The following is a 17,945-nucleotide window of genomic DNA, read 5'->3' on the forward strand; positions in this document are numbered from 1 at the left end:
CTATCCAAGTATCTTGCTTAACACTAATAGAAACTTATCTTTATTAAAAGGTTTAACTAACCATGCTTTAACACCAAGTTCTTTTGCTTCATTTTGTAGTTCCATTTTTGTCTCAGTTGTAAGCATTACAATAGGAATAAAACGATATTTATCATTTTTTCTAACTCTACGAACCATTTCCATACCAGACATAATTGGCATATTTATATCTGAAAATATAAAATCTATCTCGTGCTGTTCTAGAACATTTAATCCTTCTTGTCCATTTGAAGCTAAAACAGCTTCAAATCCAGCTTCTTTAAGTGCTTTCGCAGCCACATGTCTTATTAAACTTGCATCATCTACTACCAATATTTTTTTTGACATATTTTCTCACTATTATAATTTCTTTAAATACTTAGCTATTCTATAGTAAGTGTTCTAAAATAAAGATAAATTCAATCAATCTATACAGATACTTTGAATTTTTTAAGAATTTCAAAAGCATCTGTAAGAATTTGAAATTTTTTTGTACTAGTTGTTTCATGGAGTGTAGAGATATCAGGATGAAATGTTTTCGCGAGTTTTTTATAGTTTTTCTTTATATCACGAAGAGAATCTTCACTCTTAACATTTAGTATACGACATGCCTTTTCTAATTCATCTATTTTACTCATTTTAAAAAAATAATTAAATGCATTAGCATCATATTGAAACTTCACATTTACTCCACCTAGTTGTGTTTTACTAAAAAATATTTTAAGAAGTTCTTTCTTTTTTGATTCACTTACATTTACATCATATAAATTAAAATTTTCACTTATGAGAGTTATAACTCCCCGAAAGTGTTTATGCAAATATAAGTCACACGTGGCATTCCTTTCATTTAAACCAAGTTGGCACACAGAGTTTTCATAGAATGTTGCAGAAATTGTTATGATATTTTCTTGTGGAAGCAAATAAAGATGTATAGGATTTTCTAGTCGTTTAGTGAGCTCATATTTCAATTTTTTAGATACATTTGACGAATTTTTCTTGTAGTATGAGTAAAGCCATTTCATCAAAAGTATACGTTTATTCCTATTATTAGCAGCTGAGACAGGAATATATAAAACATTTTTTTTGACATAAGTTGCATTGAAATTTACTTCTATATATTCTAAAAGCTCCCCATAATCTTCCTGGGAGTCCTTTACTTTAAAGATAGTATGTTCAGGGCCTAATAATACTTGCATACCTATCCTATAAATTATATATATATATAAAAAGTATAGCAAGTTGTATACCAAAAAAAGATAAACTGTCATAAACTATAAGAGAGTCTATCTTGCAAAACCCATTCGAATCAGGACATATTAAAAATTATGTTCTTTTATATGCTAGTGTTGTTCTTATTATGATACTTTTTTTTATTGCAACTTCACTTTTTCATGAAGCCCAAGATGTAGAAAAAAAAGTATTTAATACTGAGCTAAAAAAGAGTGAAGAGAGTAAGGATATAAAACTAGAAAAGAAATTTACCCTTGAGTTTAAGTTGATGGAGAGTAGTTACTAACTACTCTTTAGTAATAATATAAAGCTGCTCGTGGCGAAGCTTTTTGAGTATACCCATAACACTTACAAAGTCTTGAAAACGCGACTCCTTGTCGCTTCTAAGTACAACTGTCTGTGTTTTTTCTATTGAAGATAGTTTTTCTTCTAAAACAGCTAAACTAACATTCTCTTTTTCAAAGAAAAGCTCACCTTTCGCGTTTACATAAATTGTAACCTCTTTCTTAAGCTCTTTTTTATCTACTGATGAAGAATTTGGTAAGTCTACGGGAATAACACCCTGCTTTATAAATGTAGCAGTTGTTAAAACCATAACAAGAAGAACAAGCATAATGTCAATAAATGGAATGACATTTATCTCATCAAACCTCTTTGGGGGTTTTTTACACTTTGACATTATTTATTTTCATCTCTCGAGTTACATCATACTTAGTGAGAAGTCTTTCAACTTTTCTTAGTGCAATTGTATATGACATAATAGCTGGCATGGCTACTATAAGACCCATTGCGGTAGCTTTAAGAGCGAGTGCTAGACCGACCATAATCTGCTTAGCATCTACAGCACCAGCATCACCCATAGAATAAAACGTTATCATAATTCCAGCAACGGTACCAAGTAAACCAACATAGGGTGCATTTGATGCTATCGCACTTATAACACCTATATTATCAGTAAGTTCAAGCTCTAAATTGTCTCTATACTCATAATCATCGACATTGACACTTTTATAAAACATCATACGCTCGATGAATAGCCAAAGTGTTACTATACTCATCAACACTAATATTCCCATCACTCCATAATCAAGTAAGTTTTCTGCATATGCTAGTATGTTTGTCTCGTTCATTTATACATCCTATATTTTATTAAATTTTAATTCTACTGTTGTTCCAAGCTTGGGCTGGGACTTAAAATGGAGTTCAACACCATTTTTATCACAAAATCGTTTTACCATGCTTAGTCCGATTCCAAAGCCTAACATACTTTTATTTGACTGATAATAACTTTCAAATATATGTAAGATTTCCACCTCATCCATGCCTTTTCCATAATCTTTAATAAAAAGGGAGCTACCTCGATGTTGGATATCAATTTTTTTGGAATTTTGTGAGTATTTTACACCATTGTCTATTAAATTGTCAATAACTTTTCCGAGACCTTTTCTATCAGTATAAATTTCTAAACTCTCAAGTGAAAGTGAAAAATCAATTTTTGGATAAATTTTACATAAAAAAGCAACTCTCTCTTCTATGAGCTTATCAAGAAAAAACTTCTCCTTGACACCCTCTTCGCTTTGCATTTTTATCATATATTCTAGTTCATTATAGCGTTCTTGAAGCATTTCACAAGCACTTTGGATACGTCCTAATCTTTTTAGACTTTTCTCATCATCTAAACTCTTTTTTATCATTTGTGTATTTGTCATAATAGTATTTATTGGAAGGTTCAGTTCATGAAGTGTCTCTTTTGAGAGTTCTTGAAGATTTGCTACATATTCTTGGAGAGGATTTACTGCTAAACGCACCATCAATAAAGCAGAAACAGAGATAAAAGAAACAACAATGACAAACAGAGCATAAATATTTTGTATCTCTAAAATTGCTAAAAGGTAATAAGTAAAACCTAAAAATAGTAATACAGTTATGAAGTAATAGATAAAAATATTGACACGAAAACTAGTAAACAAGTTTATACCCTATACCACGTATATTTTCTATTTTAATCTCTGGCAAAATTTGTTTGAGTCTATTGATATACACACGAATTGCCCCATCGCTAATAGATTCAGCGGATGTCCATAGTGCGTCTGATATCAGTTCTTTTGGAACATTCTCATTTTGATGTTTGAGTAAAAGGACTAAGAGTGTGTACTCTTTATTTGAAAGTTCTAATAGATTACTTTTATAAGAGATGCTCTTATGTATTACATTATGTGTAAAATCACCTATACTTGTAGGAATACTAGAAGAGCTTCGTTTAATAAGTGCTTTAATCCGAAAAAGAAGTTCATCAGAATCAAAAGGTTTGTTTAGGTAATCATCACAACCACTTGAAAAGCCTTTTTCTAACATTGCTTTATCTTTATGTGATGTTAAAAAAATCGTAGGAGTATTATCATCTGCACTACGAAGCTCACTCAAAAGTGAAATACCATCTACTAGGGGTACATTGATATCTAGAAGGTATATATCAAACTTTCGCTCAAAAGTAGCATCAAGAGCATCTTGACCATTTGTAAAATGTGAGACTTCATAAGAAGACTCTTCTAGTAAGTCCACAAGAGTCTCTCCAAAAAGAGGGTCATCTTCTAAAAGAAGTATATTAATCAATACTCTCTATCGCCCAGTTAATTGTCTCACCTGCATACATAGGAACAACACCTGAATAGTTTGCTGGTACTACAAATGGACGTTTTTCAAGTACTACTTCTTTAAACTCAGGACAAATCCCATATATATTCTGTGCATTATCACTCACAAATGCTTGAAGATTATTTAGTTTATCATACTGTTCAAATATTTCACATAGAAGTTGTAGTGCTATTGGAGCCGTAAAAATACCAGCTGCACAACCACAAGACTCTTTCTTATGCTGAGGATGTGGTGCAGAATCACTACCAAACATCACTTTTGGGTGAGCTGCTAGGGCCACTGTAAGAAGTGCATCTAAATCTTCAGGACGCTTTGCTATTGGCTTACAAAATAGATGTGGCATCATCATACCACCAACTACATCATCAAGTGTTAAGATCAAGTGATGTACTGTTATAGTCGCATAAAGGTTCTCAAATTTATCTAACATATCCACAGCTTCTTTTGTTGTAATATGTTCCATAATAATTTTTAGTTTTGGGAAATTTGTCGCTAAAAGTTCATAAATTGACATAAACTCAGCTTCTCTATCCATCACAAAACCATCCGTCTCACCGTGAACACATAAAGGAATTTCCATATCACTCATAGCTTGAAGTGTAGGTCTCATCTCTTCTATATCAAATGATGAAACACCACCTTCTGAGTTTGTAGTTATGCCAGCAGGATAAAGTTTAATAGCCGTGATGTCATCAGCTACTGACTCTAAAAATGCTTTATCATAGTTTTTATAAAAGAGTGTCATATATGGTTCAAAGTAGTCATTTGGAACAGCCGCCATAATACGTTCTTTATAAGCAATAACATCTGCACGATTCTCAACAGGAGGTACAAGGTTTGGCATTACGATAGCTCCACTAAAAGAGTAAGCAGAAAGAGGTGCAACATTTTCCAACATTACAGCATCACGAAGATGTAAATGCATATCGAGTGGCATTAAAAGTGTTTGTGTCTTCATATTTTTTCCTTAATTTATAGAGATTTTTTTGCAGTTATTATAAGCTCATTAATAGCTTTTTCATAAACTTTAGCTTCGTTTTGATCAGTTGATTCAAAACGTGTCACTAGAACTGGTGTCGTGTTACTAGCTCTCACCAATCCCCATCCTTTTTCAAAGTTTATACGAACTCCATCTACATCTATTATATCTTTTATATTTGGGAAACTTGCAGGTGGTGATTTCAGGAGCTCTTTAACTCTGTCAATAATTTTAAATTTTTCTGCTTCTGTTGTTTCTACTTTTAACTCTTCAGTTGAGTACACAAGAGGAAGCTTTGCAAGTTCTGCATCTAAGTCTATACCATCATGCATGAGTTCTAGCATTCTGAGTGTTGCATAGATAGCATCATCATAACCGAAGTAACGATTTTTAAAGAAAACATGGCCACTTACTTCACAAGCTAGGTCTGCATTTGTCTCTCTCATCTTTACTTTTAGGTTCGAGTGCCCTGTTTTATACATGATGGCTTTACAACCACGGCGTTCAAGTTCATCATACATCACTTGTGAACATTTCACCTCACCTATAACAGTTGGTTTATCCATTTTCATAGAATATAAAAGAGCCATCATATCGCCCTTAATATTGTTTTTATGAGTAAGTACCGCTATACGGTCTGCATCGCCATCATAGGCAAACGCGATGTCACCTTCGTCTGTCAAAAGTTTTTTGATATCTACTAGGTTATGCTCATCTGAAGGGTCTGGATGGTGGTTTGGGAAAGTGCCATCAGGATCTATATAGATACCTTTTGTATTTAGTTCTAATGCAGCAAAAATATCTTCAGTTACAACACCGGCAACACCATTTCCACAATCATAAACTATGCGAGTATCCATACCTTTTAAATGCTGAAATTCTGAAACCAAAAACTTTATATATCTCTCTACTGCGTTTATCTTCGTTACATCGCATTTAACTTCTACTGGCATATCCATCACGTCACATTCACGACCTAGTGCATAAATGTCTTCACTAAAAAATGGTGCTTTGTCTACTGTTATTTTAAAACCATTGTATTCACTTGGATTGTGTGAGCCTGTTATCATGACTGAAGCTGATGGTGTTGCACCATCCCAATCATGATAATTTGTAAAGTAGTTTACAGGAGTAGGAACCAGTCCCATATCGAGAACTTTTTTTCCACCTGCGTTTAAACCACGAGTGAGGTATTCAAATAGTATAGGAGAATGGGAACGTGCATCGTATCCAACAGATACATATTCACCTGAAATCTTAGATGCTAAAGCATATCCAATGCGAACTACACTTTCTTCATTTAACTCTTTTTCATAAATTCCACGTATGTCATATTCTCTGTATATGCTCATTGAAATCTCCTGTAAATCTATTATTTAAATATATATAATGAAATAATACACTTTCTTAGATTAAAGAGTGCTAATGACCCATGTAGAACTAGTCTAAAACTTTATTATACATTCTAGTACTTTTTGAATATTCCTTCATACTAAAATAATTAACTAGTTCTATAAAAACTTGGTTTAATTTACTCGCTTGTATGTATATTTTAGTCCCTTCTGCATAGACATTACTTAAGTATATAAAAAGAGCTTTAGCATCATCAATACAGTCTGTATTTATGGATATTTTATATCCATCAATATACTTATAGGAAAAGGCATAAGAAGAAATCTTATTGTTTCTCACTATAGATTTATAATGAACTTCTTTACTTTGTAAAATTGATTTCATATAAACATCTTTTTTTACTAAAAACACTTCATCACTCAACTCAATAAATTTCACTTTACTTTCATCTTTTTTATTATTGAAACTAAGATGCATGTAATTAACTACATCAAAATAAGCTTTGAAGCCATATTCTTCGTATAAATAAATATCTTTTTGATTACTGTCTAGAGCGACTTGTCTATCTTCGAGATGAGACAGAGCATGATTAAAAAGATTTTTTCCATAACCTTCGCCACGATGTTCTTTTAAAACTAAAAATGTACTAATAAACCCAAAGTTATCGGTGTACTTAATTGCTAGTATAAAACCTATAAGTTTCTCAGCTTCATGTGCTACTAAAAAGTCATCTGGGTGAGCTTCGAACAAGGCCAATATATGCACCTTCTCAATATCCCACATCTCTACCTTTGCATAATAAAAAAGTAATTCTAACTCATTATAGTGTAGTGCTTTAATCTCCATTAGCTATTTTTTAATTTAAGCCTCAGAGTTTAATATAGAGTAGCCTAAGTCATGCATAGCTTTGTCTACCATTTCAATAGATTTCTGCATTGTTTGTTGAGAGATTTCGGGAAGTTCACCACCCCATAATTCTTCGGCTTCTTTAAAACCTTCTATCATTCCCTCTCTTCCTGCTCTCATCATATCTTCATCACCTCCAGAACCGTTAATAACAAAGTTTGCTATACGTTCTGATGTTTGCTTTATACCAAAGATTCCATCTTCACTTACAAGCTCTGCAGCTTCACTTTGAGAAAGCTCAGCTATTGGCTTACCTTCGTAACCTATATCTTTTAAAAAGCTAGTAAAACCTTCATACTCTTTTGTAAAGTTATCTTGCACTCCAAAAATATTATGTTGTACGGCATTTTCCTTGAATGTATAAGCATTTGTACTTCTTTGCACCTCTGCTTTTAATTCGCTAATTTGATCATTAGTGAGTTTTTCAGTAAATACTTTTTTTATACCATTTTCATTTGCAACAGGATTTGCCTGAGTCATATTAGATGAGATTTGCATTATGTTCCCTTTACTTTTTTTATATAACTATATCGGTATTATGGAAGGAATACTTAAGTCTTAACAAACATCTTTTTTAGCCATAAAGTTTAACTCTTTACAGCTAAATCCTGCTTCTTTTCTAGCCTCAGTATTTATATTTTTAGGACGTAAAAATCCTTGAGGGTAATACTTATCTATAATTTCAAAGTAAACATCTTTAGATAAACCCTCTTTTTCACAAGCATAGTTAAACCAAGTATCACCTTTTTTAACATGGTCTACTTCTTCTTCTAGTATGACACTTAAAACTGATATTATTTTTTCTATCATCGGAGTTTTTGGGAGCTTCTTTAGTTTTGTAAGTATCATTGGTGTCGCATCTAGTCCATTCGCTTCTAAGTACCTTGGAACCACTGCCATTCTCTCAACTAAAGTATTTGTTCTTTGGGAAGCTTCAAAGAGTGCATTATGTACTTCTATATCACCGTAACTAGCTCCCAGAGAGTGTAAAATTTCTTCTAGCATCAAAAAGTGTTGTATCTCATCATTTGCTACTTCTAACCAGTCCAAATAGTACTTTCTTGGCATGTTGACAAATCTATAGGCACCATCAAGTGCTAAGTCGATGGCAGAATACTCAATATGTGCAATAGCATGTATCAAGTTTATCTGTCCATCCTTTTGAGTGAGGCTACTGCGTTTAGGTACATCTTGAGGGGGAACCACTGTACACACTTCACTATATGAAGGTTCTTCAAAAAACTTTGCTTCATATGTCTTACTCATCTTGAGTGCATCATTTTTAAAGTCTTCAAAAAACTTTCTAAACATTTTAATTTTATTCTGAGGCTGTGAAGCTTTTAAGATTAGCTCTAATTCTTTATAAAAATTCATAAGCTAATAATGCTATAATCACACTAAAAAAGAGATTATAATGCAGATTAAAGTGCAACCAATGGGACCCTATCAGACTAACTGTTACATCGCGACCATTGATGGTAAAGATTTTATCATTGACCCAGGTATGAATGCGACCCAATGGGTCAAGAACAATGTTACCAACCCAGTAGCCATACTCAACACTCATGGACACTTTGACCATGTTTGGTCAAATACAGAACTTCAAGAAGATTTAGGCTTACTACTTTATACTCCTAAAGGTGATATTCCCTTCCTACAAGATAGTTCATGGATGCCTGACCTCCCACCGTCATTTCCCGATGTAGAAATAATTGGCGACACGGAACTTGACTTTGATGGTGTAAAAGTTAAGTTTCGTCATTTCCCCGGACACTGTCCTGGATGTTCAACTATAGAGATAGGCGATGCTATGTTTAGTGGAGACTTTATCTTCGAGCAAAGCATAGGAAGAACTGACTTCCCTATGTCAAACCCAGCAGACATGAAAGACTCGCTGGAGAGGTTTAAACTCCTTGATTACGACAAGACTATTTACCCAGGTCATGGAAACACTACAACGATAAAACAAGAACAAAAGAATACAGATTATTGGATAAAAACATTATGAGTCATTTTGACAAAAGAGCAGATGAGTGGGATAAAGGTGATATGCAGGTACAAGGTGCAAGAAAAATAGCAGAAGCTATCAATGTAAAAATAGCATTAAATTCAAAAATGGAAATACTAGACTTTGGCATAGGTACTGGGTTGCTTGGTTTTGAAATAGCAAAAAAAGTCAATAAAATTTTTGGGGTTGACACATCTGCTAAGATGCTTGAAAAAGTAGCACTTAAAAACACTCCTGAGTGCAGCATAACAACATATTGTCAAGATATTATAGAGGAACCTCTAATTATGCAATTTGATGGTTTAGTAAGCTCTATGACACTTCATCACATAAAAGATTTAGAAGCATATTTTACAACTATTTATAAAAATATTAAAGAAGGTGGTTTCATAGCCATTGCAGATTTGGAGAGTGAAGATGGAACTTTTCATTCTGATAACACAGGTGTTTTTCACTTTGGTTTTGATGAACATAAACTTTGTGATCTTGTAAAAAAATGTGGTTTTAAAGATGTTGTATTTGAAAATATCAACACCATTGAAAAACCCCAAAGGAATTTTGGTGTCTTTTTACTCAGTGCTCAAAGGTAATTCTTCTGCTATCTCTTTACTTTTGATACCATCTTTTTGGAGTTGAAGTTTTAAAACATGTTCTTCTGTTATGACAGTTTTAAACTCTCCACTGAAAACTTTAACATCATACACATATGCATTTACATGAACATTACGTTTTCTCCCCTCTTTATGTCGAACTTTCGCCTTAAAAACCACTTCATCATGAAACTTGACAGGTGAAAGGAACTGACATTCACTTCCGATAAGTACCACATTGGGTTCATTGACCGCTACCATTGCTGCATAATCAGCAGCAGAGAAGATAAATCCTCCATGAACTAAACCAAGGTCATCTGCGACCATTGCACTTGTTGTTTCAAGTTTTACCTCTACATTTCCACGTTCATGAAAAGTTATTTCACCCATTAATTCTTCATCAATTCTCTGATGAGTTTTAACAAAAAGCATTTTATTCTCTTCTTCCGTCTCTTGGAGAGGGTCTAGTGCTTCTTCATCCATTATGTTTTATCCTTTATTAGTCGTACATATACTCTTGCAGGTGCGGGGTAACCCTCTACTGTTCTTGTACTATCGTTAGGATCAAGAAAGTCTTCTAAAGACTGCCCCTCAATCCACTCAGTTTTTCTCTGCTCATTCGCTTGGGTAACTGAAGTCTCTAATACCTCAAACTCACAAAATCCCGCTCTTAAGCACCAGTTCTTTAAAGCTTTTATAGTGGGGACAAAGTATATGTTTGGTATCTTGGAGTAGCTAGACTCTGGACACAAACACATCTCTTCTTCTCCCTCTATATAAAAAGTGTCGAGAATAACCTCACCTTTTTTATCAAGACCTTTAAAAAGTTGTTTTAACATGGCTACAGGATCGCTTCTATGGTACAAAACACCAAGACAGAAGATAGTATCAAACTTCTCTTCATAAAACTCTACATGCTCAACTCCTAGGAGCTCATACACTATGGGAGTTTTTAGAAAATGGTTTATAAAATCAAACTGAGTTTTATAAACAGGTGATGGATCAAAACCTACTAATAATTTTGGTTCATCCTCTTGCATACGAAACATATAGTAACCATTGTTACAGCCTATATCGGCAACTCTCTTATCTTTTAAATTAAAATGTGGACGAAGTAGATTATATTTTATATTACTTTGCCACTCTGTGTCTATAAAAGTCTCGCCTATCTCGAAGGGGCCTTTTCTCCATGGCATTAAAAGCTTTGCCGTTTTGCTTATGCTTGTTTCATCGAATTTGCCTGATATTTTTACAATATCACCAAGTTTTACAGTAGTGGCAACGTCTGCTAAGGCATCTACAGATTCTCTCAGTGGAGCTACATTTTTCCAAGTCATCCACTTTTGTCTTTGTATTCTAAGTTCTTCAAGGTTCATTTTAATCACTATAATATATTTATTTTAATATAATTGTATCCAAATCTACAGAGGAAGTTAAATGCGCTTAGAAAAAAAGGCAACTGTCATCTCGACAAGTGTTGCTGCCCTTTTAGTCTTAATGAAAATGACTGTTGGTATGCTCAGTGGTTCCATCGCTGTTATTGCCTCTGCAATTGATAGTCTTTTAGACCTTGTTGTATCTCTTTTTAACTACTTTGCACTTCATACATCTGAGAAAAATCCAGATAAAGATTTTCATTTTGGTCGTACAAAAATAGAACCCCTTGCCGCAGTCATAGAAGGTACTGTTATCTCAATGTCTGCTCTATTTATATTCTATGAAGCAATTTCTAAGATAATGAACCCTAAAGTAATTTCACATATGAGTGAGAGTGTCTATGTTATGATCGTGTCTTTTATTATCACTGCGTTTTTAGTTCTATTTTTAAACTTTGTAGCAAAAAAAACGAACAACATGGTTATTAGAGCAGACGCACTTCACTATAAAACAGACCTCTTCTCAAATGGAGCAGTTCTTTTTGCGTTAACGGCTATTCACTACACTACAGAGCAACTTATAGACCCTATTCTCGGTATTGCTATTGCAATTTATATGGTTTATTCTGCTGTTCCTATCATAAAAGAGGGGCTTATGATGCTTCTTGATGCGGCTTTGGATGAAGAAGATATAAATAGTATAAAAAATATTTTAGAAAATGAGCCTATTATTAAGAACTACCATTTTCTTCAAACAAGAGAAGCCGGCTCACATATATTTATTTCTGTTCATGCTGTTTTTAATGTAAGCATATCACTCTATGATGCACATGTTATTTCAGACAAAATAGAACTTCAACTTCAAAATCACTTTAAAAACAAAAAAACCCATGTACTTATACATATGGACCCTTATGATGATTCAGAGTTAAATAATCAAGAGGAATGGTAGTAAAACCTAAAAAGCTGACTTTCCAAGTGCCTTTTGAGGTCTATTATCTTTTTGAGGTTTCTTTTTTATCTTCTTAGCCTTAAACATTTTTGAGGCAATGTTTTCTAAAAATACAGTCGCATAAGAACCTTTTGGAAGTGTAAACGCGATGCTCATTTTGTCGAACTTGTTATCATACTTCATCTCTATATCTTTTGGAAATATTATCGCCGCACGTCTCAGACCTTTTTCATATAAAAATCCATCGTCGTACTTTGATTCTATTTCTCCGGCTTCATCACGCGCACGGTAAACGCCACGACCACAAAGAAGTCCAGTAGGCACTACTTTTTTAGCTTCAAAATCTCGAAGTTGTGGTGTCTTTGGAGTGAACAACTTTCCATCTTTATCTTGATATAAGTCACCGTCTAAAAGAAGAAACTTTCCATTATTTTTCTCTCTACTCATCATTACACGTTCGCATAACCATTGGTTAAAACGGTCACTTTGATATATGGAGATTAAAAACTTTTTGATTTTAGAGTCTTCTATGTGAATATCTCCTGCTATCATCTTTTTAGCCTGTTCAACTGAATCTTCATCACGACCAAAACGCTGGTAACCAAAGTAGTTTGGAAGGCCAAGCTTTTCACTTTTTCGTGCGAGTTTTTCAATCTGTCCCGCTTGAATTTGATCTATTTCAAAAAGATTTATGCTAAATCTGTTTCCAACTAAATCTCCCATACGAATAGAGTGAGAATCTCTTGTCCATCTAATTATCTTGATCTGTGGATGTTTAAATTTTTTGAGCTCTTTTTCATATCTAGACTCTATAGAGATATACTGAGTAGTTGTCGCATGCTTATCTTTAAGTCCCCCGTAACCTACTTTCTCTGCATTTATGTTCAGAAAATCAGCAAAAGCCGCTATCATATCCCAGGTAGTAATCTCAACTTTTTTTATGTGTAAAATAGTGAAGTTTCCACTTCCTTTAAACTCTTTTACTATCTCATCTACGATGAAGTCATCTTGATTTTGCTCAAACTTAAAATGAATTGGTTCTTTGTCTTCTAAATATATTCTTTCCATGTTCTCTCTTTTATAATTGTAAAAATTTTAACTCTTTACTTGCTATTTTAATATCTGCTTTAATCGCATATTTGAGCTCTGTCAGTGTCTCAAACTTCTTGTTCTCACGGATAAATGCGACAAAAGATATCTCTACTTTTTCTTTACAGATTATCTCTCCATCGAGTATGTGTGATTCTATGGAAAAACTTCCATCTGTACTCTCTCTGTGACCTATAAAACTTACAGAAGGATGAAAGTGCTCTTCGTCGTCTAGGCGACTAAGTGATACATAAACACCCTCTTTTGGTATTAAAAATGCTTTTGCTTCAATGTTTATCGTAGCTACTAACTCTTTAGCACCTATGCCTTGACCTTTTATATGGTTGCCTAAGATAGTGTGGTTATGTCCAAGAAACTCATTAGCTCCTTTTACATCACCTATACTGAGTTTCTGACGAATCTTATGCGAGTGAACTGAATCTTTGTTGTGTTTTACTTCATCAACAACAACTACCTCTCCATCAAACATAGTTTTTAAATCATCATAAGAGTACTTTCTATCTTTTCCAAAATGAAAATCATAACCAACAACTATTTTACTTAACTGAGGGAAATTTGACTTTAAAAGGTCTATAAACCCATCTCCATCAAGATGGCGAATATCTTCAAGTTCTAGATAAAGTATGCTATGTTCGGAAAATCTTTCACGATAATGTTTTGGAGTAAGATTGGCATACCCTGTTTCTATAACAACGATAGTTCCACATTCTCCAAGTTCTCTAAAGAGTGCCTGATGACCTATGTGCATACCATCAAAACCACCTATGGCTATTGCTGTGGAGTTCTTTATACGATTCATTCCGTATTATAACAAGTTACGAGTTAGAAGCTTCTATGTTTTCAATCATTTTAAAATGCAGTTTTAACAGCCTCACATTCTAAATCCCCTTTTTTAAAACATTCACTATATAGCTTTGCTCTTTGGGTTCTTAGGATTGTTTTTGGGTGGGTAGAAATATACTCCATAGAGTCTTCATCAACATCATTATCATTTTGCATATATTTACTCATTTTATCCATTATACTTGAAAAAGCCACAGGGTCAATCTTATTATGAAGCATATGTTCAAAGGCATAATGCATTAATACTATAGGGTGTATATCAGTCGATGCTTTTAACCAGATATAGGATTTACTCTTAGTACTCTTATTCTTTTCATTTAAAACTTGTAGTGTTGTTTCATCTGCTTGTATGTAGCCAGAAGCTTGATAAACATTCAATCCACAGAAGTATTGAAAGTAAGGATTCTGTTTCCAGTGCTCAACAATAGATTCATCACTTAGATTTTTCTGCGATTTTTTCGACAATATGATTGTCCTATTATAGAGATTTGAAGTTTTTACGAGTGTTTTTGTTGTTGAAATTATAGCTAATTATAGGCTTCGAATTACTTAATTTAGGGAGTTATTTGGTTTTTGAGGACTGACTAAATATAAATAAATAAGAACTATTCACATCAAATACTTATGATAAAGTAGATTCTGAAGTAGTAATTGAATACTTTAATTTATTTACAAGTGAAATCACAAAAGAAACTGTAGCTGGTCTTGATTAAAGGGTTCATTATAGTAAGTATTAAAAATGTTATTTTAAGTAGTTTCATCATTTATGAATCTCTTTTAATTACTTTTTAAAGTAGTAGCAGTATTCTAAATTTCCCTCTTTTCCCATGAGTTTTGAAGGTGACTTTTGCACTAAAGTCCATGCCTTCAGTTCACATGCATCTTCAAACTTTTGCATTGTGTTTAATATAGCTTTTTTATCAAGAACAACACCATTTTTATCGCGCTTAACTTCACGTCCAACTTCAAACTGTGGTTTAAACAGAAGTATTATGTCATCAGTTGCAAGTCTGTCTACATCATTAAGAATGTGTAAAAGAGATATAAACGCGACATCACTCACGACGAGGTCAAACTTTTTTTGTGACTCAAATTTTCTTATGTCGCAGTTCTCATAAACATAAACACGACTATCGTCTCTTAGTGATTTATGAAGTTGGTCAGTTCCTACATCTACTGCACTTACCTCACTTACATTTCTTTGTAAAAGTACTTGAGTAAAACCACCTGTTGATGAACCTATATCTAATGCCACTCTACTTGAAACATCTAAGTCTAGTTCAATCAAAAACTCTTCAAGCTTATGTGCCGCACGCGAGACATACTTTTTATACTCTTGTACAGTAACCTCATCACCCTCTTCTATCTTCAAAGAACTCTTTGTAATACACTTCTCATTAACACTGACAAGACCTTCTTTAATAATGCTCTGAGCTTTGTTTCTACTATCAACAAACTCTTTTTCTAGAAGGTAATTATCTAGTCGCATTGCTCTCGTTCTTCATCATTTGCATCATACTCATCTTGCCCCTCATCACAAAGAGGCTCTTCATTTGTATAATCATATGCTTCTTCTATCTCATCTTCTATTATTTCACTTTCTTTAAAGTTTATCATCTTATTTCCTTTCTTCTGTCTAATGATAATTTATCCATTACATTTAGTAAAGCCGGTGTCAGTAGTAAGTCTGCTAGTAAAGCAAGGAACATAGTTGAAATGGTCATAACGGCAAAATGAATATTTGGAGTGAAATCACTCAACAAAAAGACTGAAAACGCAGCAGATAGGATTACGGTTGTAAAAACCATTGCACTTCCCGAATGCTCCAAAATATAATCAAATGTTTGAGTAGCGGATAAACCTAATTTTCTTGTTTCTTTGTATTTGTTGAAAAAATAAACCGTATCATCAACAGCGAGTCCAAGTACTACAACTGAAGCCACCGCAATACCCACATCTATCGAGATTCCCATCCATCCCATAAAACCAAGAGATATCATTAATGGTAAAAGGTTTGGAATCAGAAAAACAGATAGTAATTTAATGCTTCGTATAACAAAGAACATCAAAATTCCTATAATTGCAAATGTTTGAGTTAAAGAAGTAAGTAGTGTATCAGCAACCATCTCTTGCATTTGTGCAAACATAGCAACTTGTCCTTCGACATTAGCCTTTATCCCTTGTTTATCCCACCAAAGTCCACTCCACTCTATTATTTCTAAAGAGCGTGAAGAATTTGCAATATCAGCTTGAACACTCATTCTTAATTTTCTTTGTTTTAAATCCATTTTATCATTTATCTCCATTCCTTGTGGTAGAGATAGTGAGTACAACAGGAGATATTGAGCATTTATATTTTGAGTCTTGCCAACAATTTTACTTGGATCGTGGTCTGGATTCATTACATCTTCAAATCGCTTAATAACATCAAGAAGAGAGCTCGTATGACGAACCTCAGGAAATTCTTCTTTTAATTCTTTGTCAAATTTATCCACAAAAAGTAAAAATTCTGGATCTTTAATTCCATCGTCTTTGCCACTATCTATAATCACCTCATAAGTAGCTGGACCTGTAAGATGCTCCATAGTATAATATGCTGCTTCTGATACTTGTGTATCATTGTCAAAATACTTTAGACTATTACTATCAAATTTAGTATATATGATGCCAGAACCTACACCAAGAGCAATCGTTATTGAGACAACGAGAATCTTCCAATCATGGCGAACTACAAAACTAGCATAATTCATTTCTTGAATAATACATCTAACGGTACGTACTTTCATTGGAATAAAATCCGATTTAATACATAACAAAATAACAGGCATTAAAAATAGTGTCAAACCAAGTGCTGCTAATGAGCCAAGAGCAATAGTGTATCCTAATGTTGACATAGGGACTATATCACTCGTGATCAAGCTTCCAAATCCTATAGCAGTCGTTAAAGTTGTTAATAGCATTGGGGAAAAGTTTTTCTTAAATGCATGAGAAATCGCATCCACATTGCTATGTCCTTCATATCTCAAGCCAATCCAAGCAGTATAAAAATGGACTGCATCAGCAATACCTATCGCCGTAATAAAAATAGGAATATTAACTGAAAAATTATTGAGTTCGAGTCCCATAAATGTATATAAAGAAAGTGTAATAATAGACGTAAAAAGAACTGTTACGACAGGGATAAGAACACCCCAAATCGTTCTAAAAAATAGATATAAGACAATGATAATTATCAAAAAAGAGATAGGAATGTAAACCATTGCATCGTGACTTGCAATCATTGCTAAGGCAGTGTCAGTAACTGGTCCACCGCTAATATGAAACTCATATCCCGTTAGCTCAGCTTCTTTGTCTAAAATATCTTGAATACTTTTGACTAAATTAGCACTAGTATCTTTACTGAGTCCAGCGAATGAAGTGAGTTTTACTGAAACCATTGTACTTTTAGCATCTTTGCTAATAATATAATCACTAATCATTGGATCATTTAATGCAATATCACGACGACTTTCAAGTTCGTCTAAAGTTGTAGTAACAGGATTTTCAATGAAGTTTTCAACGATAATATCATCGACATTATCTGCTGATGCATATATGTACTGATAATTTAAAATAGAACTTACCTGAGAAACATTTGTAAGACTCTCTAGATTAGATGTAAGACGATGAATACTTTGTAAAGGTTTAGGGTTTAGAACTCCACTAGGGTCAGTAAAGACCACTAAAACTGTATCATCACTACCAAAAGTGGAACAAAATGCATCGTACTTTTTCAGTATTACTGATTCTTTACCAAACCAAATACGATAACTCCCATCAAATGTGAGGTGAAATATTTTAACACCAAGTAGAAGTATGGTACCCAGTATTAACGATAAAAGAATCCACTTAAAGCGGTTTAAAAAAGAGAGATAAATATCCAAAT

General features: G+C 33.5%; 23 protein-coding genes and 1 pseudogene. 4 read left to right on the forward strand and 20 right to left on the reverse strand.

Annotated features, from left to right (window positions below; translation table 11 throughout):
- A complete protein-coding gene (locus HOG88_RS00110) occupies positions 1–366 on the reverse strand; it encodes a response regulator (protein ID WP_295002020.1) in 366 nt (121 codons plus the stop codon).
- Between the two features lie 80 nt (positions 367–446).
- On the reverse strand, positions 447–1,214 hold the full coding sequence (locus HOG88_RS00115; protein WP_295002021.1) for a J domain-containing protein: 768 nt from the start codon (positions 1,212–1,214) through the stop codon (positions 447–449).
- Positions 1,215–1,306: 92 nt separating this feature from the next.
- Here HOG88_RS00115 and HOG88_RS00120 point away from each other — a divergent pair, with 92 nt between their 5' ends.
- Positions 1,307–1,534, forward strand: a complete 228-nt coding sequence (locus tag HOG88_RS00120; protein ID WP_295002022.1) for a hypothetical protein — start codon at positions 1,307–1,309, stop codon at positions 1,532–1,534.
- On the opposite strand, the gene exbD is transcribed toward HOG88_RS00120, so the two are convergent.
- From exbD to HOG88_RS00165, 9 genes are all read right to left on the reverse strand, one after another.
- Complete coding sequence (gene exbD / locus HOG88_RS00125) at positions 1,535–1,927, reverse strand: TonB system transport protein ExbD (RefSeq protein WP_295002023.1); 393 nt, start codon at positions 1,925–1,927, stop codon at positions 1,535–1,537. It lies immediately after the preceding gene.
- Positions 1,914–2,378 carry a TonB-system energizer ExbB gene (exbB, locus tag HOG88_RS00130; RefSeq protein ID WP_295002024.1) on the reverse strand — a complete coding sequence of 155 codons (465 nt, stop codon included), beginning with the start codon at positions 2,376–2,378 and terminating at the stop codon, positions 1,914–1,916. The genes exbD and exbB overlap by 14 nt, the downstream gene beginning before the upstream one ends.
- Before the next feature lie 9 nt (positions 2,379–2,387).
- Positions 2,388–3,218: a HAMP domain-containing sensor histidine kinase gene (locus HOG88_RS00135; RefSeq protein WP_295002025.1), complete on the reverse strand. Its 831-nt coding sequence runs from the start codon at positions 3,216–3,218 to the stop codon at positions 2,388–2,390.
- Positions 3,208–3,861: a response regulator transcription factor gene (locus HOG88_RS00140; protein ID WP_295002026.1), complete on the reverse strand. Its 654-nt coding sequence runs from the start codon at positions 3,859–3,861 to the stop codon at positions 3,208–3,210. The genes HOG88_RS00135 and HOG88_RS00140 overlap by 11 nt, the downstream gene beginning before the upstream one ends.
- Positions 3,854–4,861: a dihydroorotase gene (pyrC, locus tag HOG88_RS00145; RefSeq protein WP_295002027.1), complete on the reverse strand. Its 1,008-nt coding sequence runs from the start codon at positions 4,859–4,861 to the stop codon at positions 3,854–3,856. Before pyrC ends, HOG88_RS00140 begins: the two co-directional genes overlap by 8 nt.
- Positions 4,862–4,875: 14 nt before the next feature.
- Positions 4,876–6,234 (reverse strand): phosphomannomutase/phosphoglucomutase, encoded by a 1,359-nt coding sequence (locus tag HOG88_RS00150; protein ID WP_295002028.1) that lies wholly within the window; start codon positions 6,232–6,234, stop codon positions 4,876–4,878.
- Positions 6,235–6,322: 88 nt separating this feature from the next.
- Positions 6,323–7,081, reverse strand: coding sequence for a GNAT family N-acetyltransferase (locus HOG88_RS00155; protein ID WP_295002029.1), 759 nt, complete (start codon positions 7,079–7,081; stop codon positions 6,323–6,325).
- Between the two features lie 15 nt (positions 7,082–7,096).
- Positions 7,097–7,639 carry a hypothetical protein gene (locus tag HOG88_RS00160; protein WP_295002030.1) on the reverse strand — a complete coding sequence of 181 codons (543 nt, stop codon included), beginning with the start codon at positions 7,637–7,639 and terminating at the stop codon, positions 7,097–7,099.
- Positions 7,640–7,699: 60 nt separating this feature from the next.
- Positions 7,700–8,515, reverse strand: a complete 816-nt coding sequence (locus HOG88_RS00165) for a ferritin-like domain-containing protein (protein WP_295002031.1) — start codon at positions 8,513–8,515, stop codon at positions 7,700–7,702.
- Positions 8,516–8,555: 40 nt separating this feature from the next.
- On the opposite strand from HOG88_RS00165, the gene HOG88_RS00170 reads away from it, so the two are divergent.
- Both HOG88_RS00170 and HOG88_RS00175 read left to right on the forward strand, forming a co-directional pair.
- Positions 8,556–9,149: an MBL fold metallo-hydrolase gene (locus HOG88_RS00170; protein ID WP_295002032.1), complete on the forward strand. Its 594-nt coding sequence runs from the start codon at positions 8,556–8,558 to the stop codon at positions 9,147–9,149.
- Entirely contained in the window at positions 9,146–9,739 is a 594-nt protein-coding gene (locus HOG88_RS00175) for a class I SAM-dependent methyltransferase (protein ID WP_295002033.1), read from the forward strand. Before HOG88_RS00170 ends, HOG88_RS00175 begins: the two co-directional genes overlap by 4 nt.
- Here HOG88_RS00175 and HOG88_RS00180 read toward each other — a convergent pair.
- Both HOG88_RS00180 and cmoB read right to left on the reverse strand, forming a co-directional pair.
- Positions 9,719–10,222, reverse strand: coding sequence for a hotdog domain-containing protein (locus tag HOG88_RS00180; protein WP_295002034.1), 504 nt, complete (start codon positions 10,220–10,222; stop codon positions 9,719–9,721). The two genes, HOG88_RS00175 and HOG88_RS00180, sit on opposite strands and share 21 nt — an antisense overlap.
- Complete coding sequence (cmoB, locus tag HOG88_RS00185) at positions 10,222–11,115, reverse strand: tRNA 5-methoxyuridine(34)/uridine 5-oxyacetic acid(34) synthase CmoB (protein WP_295002058.1); 894 nt, start codon at positions 11,113–11,115, stop codon at positions 10,222–10,224. The genes HOG88_RS00180 and cmoB overlap by 1 nt, the downstream gene beginning before the upstream one ends.
- Before the next feature lie 61 nt (positions 11,116–11,176).
- Between cmoB and HOG88_RS00190 the strand changes: the two genes are divergently transcribed.
- On the forward strand, positions 11,177–12,067 hold the full coding sequence (locus HOG88_RS00190) for a cation diffusion facilitator family transporter (RefSeq protein WP_295002035.1): 891 nt from the start codon (positions 11,177–11,179) through the stop codon (positions 12,065–12,067).
- A 6-nt stretch (positions 12,068–12,073) separates the two neighbouring features.
- Here the strand turns inward: HOG88_RS00190 and HOG88_RS00195 are convergent, their stop codons facing one another.
- The 7 genes and pseudogenes from HOG88_RS00195 to HOG88_RS00220 all read right to left on the reverse strand — a co-directional run bounded on the left by HOG88_RS00195 (position 12,074) and on the right by HOG88_RS00220 (position 17,943).
- The gene (locus HOG88_RS00195) at positions 12,074–13,135 is read right to left on the reverse strand and encodes a tRNA pseudouridine(13) synthase TruD (protein ID WP_295002036.1); all 1,062 of its coding nucleotides are present in this window, start codon (positions 13,133–13,135) and stop codon (positions 12,074–12,076) included.
- A gap of 10 nt (positions 13,136–13,145) precedes the next feature.
- Complete coding sequence (locus HOG88_RS00200) at positions 13,146–13,976, reverse strand: bifunctional riboflavin kinase/FAD synthetase (RefSeq protein WP_295002037.1); 831 nt, start codon at positions 13,974–13,976, stop codon at positions 13,146–13,148.
- A 50-nt stretch (positions 13,977–14,026) separates the two neighbouring features.
- The gene (locus tag HOG88_RS00205; RefSeq protein ID WP_348653080.1) at positions 14,027–14,398 is read right to left on the reverse strand and encodes a transposase; all 372 of its coding nucleotides are present in this window, start codon (positions 14,396–14,398) and stop codon (positions 14,027–14,029) included.
- Positions 14,396–14,491, reverse strand: a pseudogene (locus HOG88_RS11860) (transposase); the annotation flags it as partial. The pseudogene HOG88_RS11860 and the gene HOG88_RS00205, both read right to left, overlap by 3 nt.
- A 310-nt stretch (positions 14,492–14,801) precedes the next feature.
- Positions 14,802–15,509 carry a TlyA family RNA methyltransferase gene (locus tag HOG88_RS00210; protein WP_295002038.1) on the reverse strand — a complete coding sequence of 236 codons (708 nt, stop codon included), beginning with the start codon at positions 15,507–15,509 and terminating at the stop codon, positions 14,802–14,804.
- Complete coding sequence (locus HOG88_RS00215; RefSeq protein WP_295002039.1) at positions 15,500–15,637, reverse strand: hypothetical protein; 138 nt, start codon at positions 15,635–15,637, stop codon at positions 15,500–15,502. Before HOG88_RS00215 ends, HOG88_RS00210 begins: the two co-directional genes overlap by 10 nt.
- Positions 15,634–17,943: an MMPL family transporter gene (locus tag HOG88_RS00220; RefSeq protein WP_295002040.1), complete on the reverse strand. Its 2,310-nt coding sequence runs from the start codon at positions 17,941–17,943 to the stop codon at positions 15,634–15,636. Before HOG88_RS00220 ends, HOG88_RS00215 begins: the two co-directional genes overlap by 4 nt.
- Positions 17,944–17,945 lie beyond the last annotated feature (2 nt).

The organism is Sulfurimonas sp. (genome assembly GCF_018698455.1).
Lineage (GTDB): Bacteria > Campylobacterota > Campylobacteria > Campylobacterales > Sulfurimonadaceae > Sulfurimonas.

Excerpts from the sequence above, each read along its gene's own strand:
- HOG88_RS00110 (WP_295002020.1), bottom strand. The coding sequence starts at position 366 with ATGTCAAAAAAAATATTGGTAGTAGATGATGCAAGTTTAATAAGACAT.
- HOG88_RS00115 (WP_295002021.1), bottom strand. The coding sequence starts at position 1,214 with ATGCAAGTATTATTAGGCCCTGAACATACTATCTTTAAAGTAAAGGAC.
- exbD (WP_295002023.1), bottom strand. The coding sequence starts at position 1,927 with ATGTCAAAGTGTAAAAAACCCCCAAAGAGGTTTGATGAGATAAATGTC.
- exbB (WP_295002024.1), bottom strand. The coding sequence starts at position 2,378 with ATGAACGAGACAAACATACTAGCATATGCAGAAAACTTACTTGATTAT.
- pyrC (WP_295002027.1), bottom strand. The coding sequence starts at position 4,861 with ATGAAGACACAAACACTTTTAATGCCACTCGATATGCATTTACATCTT.
- HOG88_RS00150 (WP_295002028.1), bottom strand. The coding sequence starts at position 6,234 with ATGAGCATATACAGAGAATATGACATACGTGGAATTTATGAAAAAGAG.
- HOG88_RS00155 (WP_295002029.1), bottom strand. The coding sequence starts at position 7,081 with ATGGAGATTAAAGCACTACACTATAATGAGTTAGAATTACTTTTTTAT.
- HOG88_RS00160 (WP_295002030.1), bottom strand. The coding sequence starts at position 7,639 with ATGCAAATCTCATCTAATATGACTCAGGCAAATCCTGTTGCAAATGAA.
- HOG88_RS00165 (WP_295002031.1), bottom strand. The coding sequence starts at position 8,515 with ATGAATTTTTATAAAGAATTAGAGCTAATCTTAAAAGCTTCACAGCCT.
- HOG88_RS00170 (WP_295002032.1), top strand. The coding sequence starts at position 8,556 with ATGCAGATTAAAGTGCAACCAATGGGACCCTATCAGACTAACTGTTAC.
- HOG88_RS00175 (WP_295002033.1), top strand. The coding sequence starts at position 9,146 with ATGAGTCATTTTGACAAAAGAGCAGATGAGTGGGATAAAGGTGATATG.
- HOG88_RS00180 (WP_295002034.1), bottom strand. The coding sequence starts at position 10,222 with ATGGATGAAGAAGCACTAGACCCTCTCCAAGAGACGGAAGAAGAGAAT.
- cmoB (WP_295002058.1), bottom strand. The coding sequence starts at position 11,115 with ATGAACCTTGAAGAACTTAGAATACAAAGACAAAAGTGGATGACTTGG.
- HOG88_RS00190 (WP_295002035.1), top strand. The coding sequence starts at position 11,177 with ATGCGCTTAGAAAAAAAGGCAACTGTCATCTCGACAAGTGTTGCTGCC.
- HOG88_RS00195 (WP_295002036.1), bottom strand. The coding sequence starts at position 13,135 with ATGGAAAGAATATATTTAGAAGACAAAGAACCAATTCATTTTAAGTTT.
- HOG88_RS00200 (WP_295002037.1), bottom strand. The coding sequence starts at position 13,976 with ATGAATCGTATAAAGAACTCCACAGCAATAGCCATAGGTGGTTTTGAT.
- HOG88_RS00210 (WP_295002038.1), bottom strand. The coding sequence starts at position 15,509 with ATGCGACTAGATAATTACCTTCTAGAAAAAGAGTTTGTTGATAGTAGA.
- HOG88_RS00215 (WP_295002039.1), bottom strand. The coding sequence starts at position 15,637 with ATGATAAACTTTAAAGAAAGTGAAATAATAGAAGATGAGATAGAAGAA.